Origin of the sequence: Thalassospira sp. CH_XMU1458 (assembly GCF_037027205.1) — a bacterium.
GTDB classification, from domain to species: Bacteria; Pseudomonadota; Alphaproteobacteria; order Rhodospirillales; family Thalassospiraceae; genus Thalassospira; species Thalassospira tepidiphila.
The window spans coordinates 1087149-1097500 of the sequence record NZ_JAYMDW010000002.1; the positions used below are offsets into that span (position 1 = coordinate 1087149).

Sequence of the window (10352 nt, forward strand, 5' to 3'; positions counted from 1 at the left end):
GGCTTTGATTTGGCCTAAAGTGCTGCAACAGAACCATCCGCACGCGGATCGGTGGCCCCTTCCATCACGCCATTGGGCTTTAATCGAATGCCACCCGCATGGCCCATCATATCTTCATAGGGCCCGACGACTTCGACCGTATGACCGGCCGTTTTCAGTTGTTCGATCAAGGCCGGGTCAAAGCGGTTTTCGAGTTTAAGGGTTGTCGTGTCTTCGCCCCATGTTTTGCCCAGCAACCAGCGCGGCGCGCTAACCGCTTCCTGCAGGTCCTGCCCATACATCACGTTGCGGGTAAAGACCGCCGATTGGGTTTGTGGCTGTCCCTCGCCGCCCATGGTGCCATAGGTCAGCACCGATCCGTCGTTAAGTTTCGCCAAGGCCGGGTTGAGCGTATGGAACGGCAGGCGGCCCGGCCCAAGCTGATTCGGGCCATCATGGAGCGTGAAGCTGGCCCCACGGTTTTGCCACAGCACGCCGGTTTCGGGCACCACAACACCCGATCCGAATTCCCAGAAGATGCTTTGGATATAGCTGACCGCAACACCGTTGGCGTCAACTGCACCCATCCAGATCGTATCGCCCTGCTTGGCAACATGCGGCCAAGGAAGTGCTGTTTTCAGATCGATTTTGGCCGCCTCATGATCCAGCATTTCGTCAGATAGCAGCGACATCGGATCGATGGTCATGCGGTCTGGGTCGCCAACATGGGCGTCACGTTTCAGGAAGGCGCGTTTGGTTGCCTCAATCAATCCATGGACATGGTCAAACCCGTCCAAAGTCGCGCCGGACAGTCCCAGCCGATCAAACAGGCCAAGGATCATCAGCGATGCCACACCCTGGGTCGGCGGGACCATATTGAAAACGGTCCCGGTTGAAAGTTTGACCGAAAGCGGCGTCATGATTTTGGCGTGATAGGCTTCAAAATCGGCCAGGCGAAGCGGGCTACCGACCGCCTCAAGCCCGCGCGCATTGGTTCGCGCGATATCGCCGCGATAAAAATCATCAAAACCAACACGACCAAGCTGCTCAAGCGTTGCGGCAAGGGCCGGTTGTTTCAACACGTCGCCAATCGCCGGAATACCGTTGGCGGCATAGGTATCAACATAGCCCGGTGAGTCTTGAAGTTCCGCCATCTTGGTCGTGGTCAGGGCAACCTGTGACTTGGTGACCGGCACCCCGGTTTTGCCATGATGGACCGCATCACGCATCAGGCGACTGTGCGGGATTTTGCCACCGATTGATGCCGCGACCTCGGCCGCCTTGATCCAGCCGCCAATCGCACCAGCAACTGTCAGGGCCGCAAGCGGACCACGGGCCGGGATCGCGGCCTTGCCCTGTTCACGGTAAAAGTCCGGCGTTGCAAGGTTTGCGGCCCCGCCACACGCCCGGATGGCAACCGGGTCCTTGCCGGGCTCGGCAATCAGCCAGAAACCATCACCACCAATCGCGTTCATATGCGGATAGACAACCGCAATGGTCGCAGCGGCGGCAATCATCGCCTCGACTGCGTTGCCACCTTCGCGCAGAATGTCACGCCCGGCCTCAGCGGCCAGATGATGGGGGGCGGTGACCATGCCACCGAGTGCGGTTCTTGAACGTAACATGATCAGCTGATCTCCCTGCCTTATGCTTGCGGGCATGCCGCGTAATCTGCGACATGCCCGGTTTGTTCATAGCGCTGTTTTGCGTTTCCGTTCAGCGCCTTTTCACATTGTAGAATACCGGGTTGCCTAACCGCCTTACCAGCCGATCAGATTTGGCAACCAGCTTGTCAATTCCGGGAAGATAAACAACAGGATCAGGGCAAGCGCCTGAATACCGATAAACGGTATCACCCCGCGATAGATATCGACCGTCGAAACCGACGGCGGCGCCACCCCCTTAAGGAAGAACAACGCCCAGCCAAACGGTGGCGTCAGGAAGCTGGTCTGAAGGTTCATCGCCACCAGAATGGCAAGCCATGCCATATCGATCCCGCTATTGAGAAAGACCGGCAAGAACATCGGAAGCGCGATATAGGAAATCTCGATCCATTCAAGGAAGAAGCCGAGCACAAAGATCACGGCCATCATGAACAGAAGGTTGCCCATATCCCCACCCGGCACCCATTCAAACATCGCATGAACAAGCCCCTCGCCGCCCAAACCACGGAAAGCAAGACCAAAGGGCTGCGCGCAAATCAGGATGAAGAATACCATCGCACTTGTGATCAGCGTGTCATGCAAGACATCGCGCATCACACCGAAATTCAGACGCCCGGAAAACAGGGCGAGCAACAACGCACCAAGTGCGCCCATCGATGCGGCCTCGGTCGGGGCGGCTATCCCACCAACGATGGAGCCCAGCACGGCGAAGACCAGCGCCAATGGCGGCACGACCACCTTGGCAATCTTGATCAGGAGTTGCTGCGTGCTCATGGCATCGCGCTCATCCTTGGGGATGGCCGGCACCATGTCGGGTTTGAAAATCCCCAAAAGCACAAGATAAAGCCCAAGCATCCCGGCCAGGATCAAACCCGGCACCATGGCGGCGGCAAACAGTGTGCCGACAGATTCACCCAGAATATCGGCAAGCAGGATCAGAACCAGACTGGGTGGGATGATCTGCCCAAGGGTGCCCGATGCGCAAATCACGCCGCTCGCAACCCCCTTGTCATAGCCGCGATTGATCAGGGGCTGTAGGGATAAAAGACCAACCGTTACAACGGTTGCGCCGACCACGCCCGAAGACGCGCCCATCAAAACGCCAACGATGACGATGGCAAGGCCCATGCCGCCCTTAAGCCGCCCCATGGCGTGACCGATCACATCAATCAGTTCTTCGGCCAGCTTGGATTTTTCAAGCATCACCCCCATGAAGATGAAAAGCGGCAAGGCAAGCAGCGTATAGTTGGTCACAACCCCGTAAACGCGTGCCGGCAACAGGTTAAACAAACCGGTGCCAAACCCCATAATCCCAAAGGCAAATCCCGAAATCGCAAGCGAGATCGCCACTGGCACACCAAGCACGAGGAAGCCAAAGAAGCCCCCGACCATACCGATGGCCAGCCATTCATTTCCGGTCATGTCTGATTAGTCTCCTGCACCGGTTTGCGTGACCGCATCAGGTGCATCAAACGCAGGTTCGCCGCGATTACCCGCAACGATTTGACGATAATTCATAAGGCCCTGGGCAATCGCCTGAATGAGCAAAAGACCAAACCCGATCGGAATAAAGGCCTTAAGCAAGAAGCGATATGGCAGGCCACCCGGATCGGGGGAGCCTTCGCCCATCATGATGGATTGCTCGACATACGGGATCGAAAACCAGATCAGCGCAGCACCCAGCACCGCCATCAAAACGGCCGAGAAAAGGTCGATGATCGCCTGGGCCCGGGGGCCCAGACGTTCATAAAGGAAATCGACCCGCACATGGCCGCCATGGCGCATGCCATAGGCCATGCCCATCAGGGCAATTGGCGACACCAGATGCCATTCAAGTTCCTGCATCGCCACACTTCCGGAATTAAACAGATAGCGCAGCAACACATTGCCACCGACCACCAGAACAAGGGCAAGACCGCTGATCGCAGCGCCCCATCCGGCAATATCGACAACCAGACCAAGAACGCGGTCCGGTAACGGCTCAGTACGGGTCGACTTCATATCAGCTCATCCCGCCTTTGGATGAAATGATCCCGTGATAGGGCTTTTCACTGATCGCGGCCCATTCACGGTGCGTGTCGCGGAACGCCATGAAGCTGTCATGGACCTTTTTGGTGATCGGGTCTTTGGCCGCTTCGGCTTCAAGCGTTTCCTTGGTGATGTCCTTAAGCTTGGTCACAACATCATCTGGCAGGGTTTGCGCGGTAACGCCAAAGTTCTCGACCAGATCACGCAGGGCGGCTGCGTTGTTGGCTTCACACCACGAATGGCTATCAAGGTTACACGCCTGTGCCGCGTTCTTGACGATCGCCTGCAGATCCGCCGGAAGGCTTTCCCAGGCTTTCTGGTTGATCAGAAGTTCGGTGACGTTGGACGGCTCATGCCAGCCGGTGGTGTAGTAGTATTTGGCGGCTTTCTGCAGACCCAGACGACGGTCCTGATACGGGCCAACGAATTCGGCCGCATCAATCACGCCACGTTCCAGTGCCGGGAAAATTTCCCCACCCGGAAGCAGTTTCACTTCAACACCGATCTGCTGATAGACCTTCCCGGCAAGACCCGGGATACGCATTTTAAGACCATTGAAATCATCGAGGCTTTCAATCGGCTCGCGGAACCAGCCGGTCATCTGAACGCCGGTATTGCCCATCGGGAAGGCCACCAGACCATATGGCTGATAAACCTCATGCCAAAGCTCAAGCCCGCCACCATGATACAGCCAGGCATTCACACCCTGGAAATTCAGGCCAAATGGCACGGTCGTGAAATACTGGGCGGCAAAGATTTTGCCCGCCCAGAAATAGGCATTGGCCGCATTCATTTCGACCGTACCGGCTTGAACCGCGTCAAAACCTTCAAGCGCCGGGATCAGTTCGCCAGCGGCGAAATGCTGAATGTTCAGACGACCATTCGACATTTCCGTCACGCGCTTGCAGAAATCTTCCGGGCTGCCCGGACCGGTCACATAAAAGGGTGACCCCGGACCATAGGCGTTGGTCATTTTCCAGTTAAAGGTATCCTGCGCACGAACGATGCTTGGTGCGGCGATAACGCCTGCACCGGTTGCTGCCGCACCGATTGCCGATTTGGTCAGAAAATCGCGCCGTTTAATGTTTGTCATTGATGTCTCCCTGATAGAGATAGCTATTTCTCTGAAACGTGATCTCAACGGAATGCATTCCGCACTGTGTATACATCTTGCAACACACATGCCATTGCATATTTTTCAATGACTTAACAAAATTCCTCTTATTCCTTGATATTCAAAATGCCGTTTAATTAGTCAAAATATTGCATTGCACATTTTTACTGCACAATAAATATGCAGGAACTGGCGCGAAAAAATGTGCGCATTTTACAACCCTTGAGAAACTTGGCCTTGCCTTGAAAATTGGTGTATACATTTGATCAATAAGAACCCACCCAAACCTCGCAAGAAGGGTATCGACTTCAGATGATCGAGCTTCGCCAAGCGCTCAGCACCCCGTCCGAACAGACCGAGCAGGTCGGCATCGCCCAACAGCTTTGTCAGGCGCTGGAAGATGACATCGTCAAAGGAAAACTCCCCCCCGGGCAGCGTTTGGAAGAGCCGCTTCTGGCCAAGCGGTTTGGCGTTTCACGCACACCGGTGCGCGAGGCCTTGCAGCTTCTGACTGCGACCGAACTTGCCGAAAAGATTCCCAATCGCGGCGTTTATGTTTCGCTCGCAACCCCGGAACGCCTGACGGCGATGTTTGAAAGCATGGCGGAACTGGAAGGCACCTGCGGGCGGCTTGCGGCCAAGCGCATGACAAGTGGTGAGCGCCACAACCTTGAACGCCTGCACCATGAATTGGCCGAAACAGTGCGCCTGGGCGACAGTGACGGTTACGAAACGCTGAACCGGTCGTTCCACAATACGCTGTATCGCGGCACGCATAACGATGTGCTGGTCGATGTTACGCTTTCGGTGCGTCGACGCGTCGCCCCGTTCCGCCGCGTGCAGTTCCAAAGCCTGTCGCGCCTTGCCTCCTCACACGAAGAACATCAGGGCATTGTCGATGCCATCCTGCGCGGTGACGTCAAGGCGGCCGAAGACTTGCTTTACGGGCATATCATGGCGGTGCATGAAATCAGCCAGGAATACCTGGCAAGCCTGCGCGATGCGAGCGCCCAGAACGACCGGATCGCTGCAAAATAGGTTTTCGAAACAGGGCCTATTGCCCCGCCACCGGCTGCCGCAATTCCCGCCGGAACGCCCCAGGCCCTTCACCATATTGCGCCTTGAACCGCCGCGAAAATGCCGGCATCGATTGATAGCCGCAGCGCAAGGCAACCTCATCCATCGACAAGTTGGTATCGCGCAAAAGCGCCTTGGCCCGGCCCATCCGCCAATTTTGCAGATATTGCATTGGCGCGATCCCGACACACGCACCAAACCGCACAACAAAACGCGTCCGCGACATCCCGGCTTGCTTGGCCAAAAGTTCCGCAGTCCAGCCACATTCCGGCTGGGCGTGCATGGCTGAAAGTGCGCGTGCGATTTTCTTATCCGCCAATCCGGCAAGGAAACCTTGCGGCAGATCGGCGCGCTTTACTTGTGCTGCCATAAGCGCGATCACAAGGACCTCCATCAGACGCGCCAAGGCACTGCGCCAACCGGGCTGTGTTTCTTGCGCAAGGGTCTCAATCATCGCAACGATTGAGGATTGCGCCTGTGTTGTCGGATCATCTGCGCGCAGGATCACGTGATCCTCAATCAAACCAAAACCCGGATGACGCTCATCGTCATCAAAGGCGCAAAACCCGCACAGCAATCTCACATCCCCGGAGCCTTCAGGCTGATTGCGCAGCATCCCGGCAACCGGGTCAAACCCGACCGCCATCGCATCAGACAGCGCAACCGCCTTTGTTCCCGGCGCATCACACAGAATGTGCCCACGGCCATTTGGCACCAGCACAAGATCACCTGCGCAAACATCAATTGGTGGTGCATTTTCAGACAGCAAAAGCTTGCACCCGCCTTCCAAAACCAGATGAAACCGGATACGTGCGCCGTCCGCCGGGATATGCACACTGAAATCCCCGGCAAGCTCCGCCGTGAAATACAGATCACTGCGCAACCGTAATCCGGCGCAAACGTCACTAAGCACATCTTGCTGCATTTTATCCATCATCGCGATTTGGAACGATCTGATAATTTATTGGCAGCTTATCGCAAAGACGCGTCCCCGGAAATGATCAATGATCACCAGACCACATACCCAGATGGATGATCAAATCATGAGCCCTGAAAACCTGACAGCCCTGATCGGCTTTGCCTTTGTCATGTCCGTTTCGCCCGGTCCGGGCAATTTCCTGCTGCTTGCCTCTGGCGCCAATTTTGGCATTGCCCGCACCATCCCGCTGATCCTTGGCATCAGCAGTGGCTTTCTGTCGATGGTGTTTGTGGTGGGCCTGGGATTGGGCGAGATTTTGGAACGTTTTCCAATGGCACAGGATGTCCTGCGTGTTATCTGCTTTGGCTATATTCTCTGGCTTGCCTACAAGATATCGCAGATCAGATCGCTTGAAACCAAAGAACAGGCGACAGCACAGCCCATCGGATTTGTTCAGGCCGCAATGTTGCAACTTCTGAACCCGAAGGCCTGGACTGTCGCCCTGATCGCAACAGTCACCTACACCGTGCCGTCAGCAGGCATAAAGGGGCTTTTGGTAATGATCGCCGTCTTCGCATTGATCAACATCCCATCCATTTCAAGCTGGGCGCTGTTTGGCGCGGCCATGCGATCCTTTATTGGTCAGGGCAACCGAACCCGCATCTTTAACATCATCATGGCCGTGCTTTTGGTCGCATCAATGGCGCCAATGTTGCTACCGATCTAACACCCATCAGGCGCGTCGGTGCGACAAAAGCCGATCCACCGACAGCTTGCCACCACCGGCCAAGACCAGCGCCACCAGAAGCGAAATCCAAAGCAGGCGATGATCAATCAGCTCGGTCGGCAACCCATTGGCAAGCGCGCCCAGTGCGGCACCGTGAAACACAACATCCACGACCGTCTGAACCACGACAAAGCCAATCATGCCAAGGGCTGCAAGGCGGGTGAACAGGCCGGCAACTATCAGGACTGGCAAGACAAACTCGCCAAGGGTGCCGGCCCAGACAATCAGGTGCCACGGGAAGAACGGAATGGCAGAGGTATCATAAAGATACTGCTCGGCAATCGGCGGCAGGATCTGCGCGAATGCGCCAGCGCTGAGGCCAACGCCATCAATCTTGGTCATCGCGCTGTTGACGTAATAAGGCAGCAGCAACAGAACAAAAAGCCCCCGGCTGGCAATGCCAATAACATCGCGCCCGCCAAGGGCGTCCATTTTCGTCTCAAGACGGGCGTAGCCGCCGATTACATTATGCATCATCATGCCCGTTTCCTCTCGGGATCGTAAGGCGGGCATCAAATGCCCCGATTGTTAAAAACGCGGCAAAGCTCGCCATCACATCAAAATTCGCATCGGCCTCAAGGGCATGAGCGCACGCATCGCCAAGGCTTAAGCCCTCACGCGTTAGCGCAGCAAAAAACACCGCCTGCCCATGCGTAATCACGCGCATTTCAACCTGCATATAAGGGCGTGTGACCAGAACGGTTTCAGCGCGTTGCACGATGCTGGTTTTGCCAACCTCTTTGCCATCCACCGGATTTTGCGCATTCCAGATGGCAAAGATCGGATACTCCGACGCCACGACCTGACAGGCCGGATGCGCGCGCAGTGTCATGGCCTCCAGCTGATCTTCAAGCCCGCCGAGCTCTTCGGCCAGAAGCGGCTTGGCGTCTTCGGAAGTGCTGACCTCAAGCCGGGCACGTTCAAGCCGTGCGATATCTGGCAGGTACGGCAAGCGATCGCGCACCAGGTGGCTTGCCAGAAATTCGGCAAAGCCAGCCCCGTAAAGGGCAAGCGATCCCGCACGCGTGGTTTCGGATTGAACGAACCCCTGCGCCAGTTGATCAAAAAAGCCAGCCCCGACCAGTTTGCGCACGGTCGGGTAAGCAGCCCCCAAGGCGTCATACAGGCCACGATGAACGTTGTTGCGATAAATCGCGAAACGGTGCGCGTAACCATCAGTGACACTGCTTGGCACCGCATCCGGTTCCGGGGCCATCAAAGCGTCGCTAAAGCCGTCATAAAATGCCTTGAGCTCCGTCATGACGCGGCCTCAAACTGCTCATTCACGGCGCAAGCAAGGTGACGGTCGGCAAGGGCGGCCTCACGCGCCAGCACATCCCAGCTTGGGACATCATTATCCCATTCAATCAGGGTCGGCTTGCGCCCGATCCGGGCGATCAGACGGTCAAACAGATCCCAAACCGGATCGGCCACTGGCCGGGAATGGGTATCAATCAAAACATTGTCGTCGGGGTTGGCATCGCGCTCATGCCCGGCCAGATGAATTTCACCGACCAGATCACCGGGCACCGCATCAATAAACGCATTGGCATCAAAGCCCAGATTGTGTGCCGATATGTAAACGTTGTTTACATCAATCAACAAACCACAGCCACTACGCGTGGCGGCCTCGGCTATAAATTCAAGTTCGGGGATCGAGTTTTGCGGCAAGGGCACATAAGACGTCGGGTTTTCGATCAGGATCCGTCGACCAATAAAGTCCTGCACACTATTGATGGCATCGACCAATTGCGCAAGTGACGCCTTCGTCATCGGTGTCGGCAGCAGATCGGCCATATAAAGCCCCTCATGCGCGGACCATGCAATATGTTCCGACACCATGGCGGGATTGAACCGGTCAACCAATCGTTTGAGGTCGACCAGATGGTTGTTGTTTAGCGGCTCCCCGCCCCCAAGCGACAATCCAACCCCATGCATCGAGACCGGATAATGCGCAGACAGCTCTTCCAGCATGGCAAGTCGCGGGCCACCGGCAACCATGTAGTTTTCCGGATGGATTTCAAACCAGCCCACAGTTGGCTCTGCGCCAAAAATATCTTGGGCGTGCTCGGCCTTGAAGCCAACACCTGCACGTTCAGGAAGCTGTGTCATATCGGGGCAACCTTATCTTTTCGCTGTTTACGCGGGTGGACGGCCAGCACATCGGGACAGGGGGGAGACATATGCAGATCTGTGCTGACCGTCCGTTGGGACGCGATTAGGCTTGGGGTTCGGCGTGGGGACTGCCGGACTTAGCCCTGCGGGATATCGCGATCCAGTGCTTCCAGGCTGCCCATGACTTCACGACCATCCGCCGTGGTGAAGCTCATATCTTCACAGGTGCCGGCCGGAACCAGCTTCCAGGCATTGCCCTGATAATCGACCGTCGAAGTACCGGCACAGGTCGTGCCCGGACCAGCAGCACAGTCATTCTGCCCCGCCAGCGACACACCAAAACATTTTTCCTTGACACCATCGGCCGCTGCCTGGTTGATCGCGGCCATTGAAACAGCAGCACTCAATGCTGCACCCAGAACCATTGCTTTTTTCATCGTCGTTTCCCTTCGGTTAAATGCGGACACTCAAGTCCAGGTGATGATTTAACCGTAAGGGCGAAGACCAATCTGGTCACTGCACCATTCGCACACGCCAAGTCAAAGAGGCGTGAGACATTCCACACATATCCTCACAGTGCTGTGAGGTGGCAGCACACCAAATTCTGAAAGCCTGAAACGACAAAACCCTCGACCGGTTAAGGTCGAGGGTTTTCAAAGTCGTGTGACT

11 protein-coding genes are annotated in these 10352 nt (G+C 56.2%); 2 read left to right on the top strand and 9 right to left on the bottom strand.

Annotated features, from left to right (window positions below; translation table 11 throughout):
* Window positions 1-14: 14 nt before the first annotated feature.
* The 4 genes from WBY09_RS12490 to WBY09_RS12505 form a co-directional block, all read right to left on the bottom strand.
* Window positions 15-1604 carry a gamma-glutamyltransferase family protein gene (locus WBY09_RS12490; RefSeq protein ID WP_336232857.1) on the bottom strand — a complete coding sequence of 530 codons (1590 nt, stop codon included), beginning with the start codon at window positions 1602-1604 and terminating at the stop codon, window positions 15-17.
* Between the two features lie 135 nt (window positions 1605-1739).
* On the bottom strand, window positions 1740-3065 hold the full coding sequence (locus tag WBY09_RS12495; RefSeq protein WP_063086867.1) for a TRAP transporter large permease: 1326 nt from the start codon (window positions 3063-3065) through the stop codon (window positions 1740-1742).
* 6 nt (window positions 3066-3071) lie between these two features.
* On the bottom strand, window positions 3072-3644 hold the full coding sequence (locus WBY09_RS12500) for a TRAP transporter small permease subunit (protein WP_064782542.1): 573 nt from the start codon (window positions 3642-3644) through the stop codon (window positions 3072-3074).
* A gap of 1 nt (window position 3645) precedes the next feature.
* Window positions 3646-4764 carry a TRAP transporter substrate-binding protein gene (locus tag WBY09_RS12505; RefSeq protein ID WP_336232859.1) on the bottom strand — a complete coding sequence of 373 codons (1119 nt, stop codon included), beginning with the start codon at window positions 4762-4764 and terminating at the stop codon, window positions 3646-3648.
* A 333-nt stretch (window positions 4765-5097) separates the two neighbouring features.
* Between WBY09_RS12505 and WBY09_RS12510 the strand changes: the two genes are divergently transcribed.
* Window positions 5098-5823: a GntR family transcriptional regulator gene (locus tag WBY09_RS12510; protein WP_197147301.1), complete on the top strand. Its 726-nt coding sequence runs from the start codon at window positions 5098-5100 to the stop codon at window positions 5821-5823.
* 16 nt (window positions 5824-5839) lie between these two features.
* On the opposite strand, the gene WBY09_RS12515 is transcribed toward WBY09_RS12510, so the two are convergent.
* Entirely contained in the window at window positions 5840-6787 is a 948-nt protein-coding gene (locus WBY09_RS12515) for an AraC family transcriptional regulator (RefSeq protein ID WP_336232860.1), read from the bottom strand.
* Between the two features lie 79 nt (window positions 6788-6866).
* On the opposite strand from WBY09_RS12515, the gene WBY09_RS12520 reads away from it, so the two are divergent.
* Window positions 6867-7508, top strand: coding sequence for a LysE family translocator (locus tag WBY09_RS12520; RefSeq protein WP_197147299.1), 642 nt, complete (start codon window positions 6867-6869; stop codon window positions 7506-7508).
* Window positions 7509-7514: 6 nt separating this feature from the next.
* Here WBY09_RS12520 and WBY09_RS12525 read toward each other — a convergent pair whose 3' ends face one another.
* The 4 genes from WBY09_RS12525 to WBY09_RS12540 form a co-directional block, all read right to left on the bottom strand.
* Window positions 7515-8048 carry a DoxX family protein gene (locus WBY09_RS12525; protein ID WP_336232861.1) on the bottom strand — a complete coding sequence of 178 codons (534 nt, stop codon included), beginning with the start codon at window positions 8046-8048 and terminating at the stop codon, window positions 7515-7517.
* Window positions 8035-8829 carry a DNA-binding domain-containing protein gene (locus WBY09_RS12530; protein WP_336232862.1) on the bottom strand — a complete coding sequence of 265 codons (795 nt, stop codon included), beginning with the start codon at window positions 8827-8829 and terminating at the stop codon, window positions 8035-8037. Before WBY09_RS12530 ends, WBY09_RS12525 begins: the two co-directional genes overlap by 14 nt.
* On the bottom strand, window positions 8826-9680 hold the full coding sequence (bufB, locus tag WBY09_RS12535; RefSeq protein WP_336232864.1) for an MNIO family bufferin maturase: 855 nt from the start codon (window positions 9678-9680) through the stop codon (window positions 8826-8828). Before bufB ends, WBY09_RS12530 begins: the two co-directional genes overlap by 4 nt.
* A 140-nt stretch (window positions 9681-9820) precedes the next feature.
* The gene (locus WBY09_RS12540) at window positions 9821-10120 is read right to left on the bottom strand and encodes a BufA1 family periplasmic bufferin-type metallophore (protein WP_336232865.1); all 300 of its coding nucleotides are present in this window, start codon (window positions 10118-10120) and stop codon (window positions 9821-9823) included.
* Between the last annotated feature and the right edge of the window lie 232 nt (window positions 10121-10352).

Coding starts and splice junctions, on each gene's coding strand:
- WBY09_RS12490 (WP_336232857.1), bottom strand. CDS start 1,604: ATGTTACGTTCAAGAACCGCACTCGGTGGCATGGTCACCGCCCCCCAT.
- WBY09_RS12495 (WP_063086867.1), bottom strand. CDS start 3,065: ATGACCGGAAATGAATGGCTGGCCATCGGTATGGTCGGGGGCTTCTTT.
- WBY09_RS12500 (WP_064782542.1), bottom strand. CDS start 3,644: ATGAAGTCGACCCGTACTGAGCCGTTACCGGACCGCGTTCTTGGTCTG.
- WBY09_RS12505 (WP_336232859.1), bottom strand. CDS start 4,764: ATGACAAACATTAAACGGCGCGATTTTCTGACCAAATCGGCAATCGGT.
- WBY09_RS12510 (WP_197147301.1), top strand. CDS start 5,098: ATGATCGAGCTTCGCCAAGCGCTCAGCACCCCGTCCGAACAGACCGAG.
- WBY09_RS12515 (WP_336232860.1), bottom strand. CDS start 6,787: ATGCAGCAAGATGTGCTTAGTGACGTTTGCGCCGGATTACGGTTGCGC.
- WBY09_RS12520 (WP_197147299.1), top strand. CDS start 6,867: ATGATCACCAGACCACATACCCAGATGGATGATCAAATCATGAGCCCT.
- WBY09_RS12525 (WP_336232861.1), bottom strand. CDS start 8,048: ATGATGATGCATAATGTAATCGGCGGCTACGCCCGTCTTGAGACGAAA.
- WBY09_RS12530 (WP_336232862.1), bottom strand. CDS start 8,829: ATGACGGAGCTCAAGGCATTTTATGACGGCTTTAGCGACGCTTTGATG.
- bufB (WP_336232864.1), bottom strand. CDS start 9,680: ATGACACAGCTTCCTGAACGTGCAGGTGTTGGCTTCAAGGCCGAGCAC.
- WBY09_RS12540 (WP_336232865.1), bottom strand. CDS start 10,120: ATGAAAAAAGCAATGGTTCTGGGTGCAGCATTGAGTGCTGCTGTTTCA.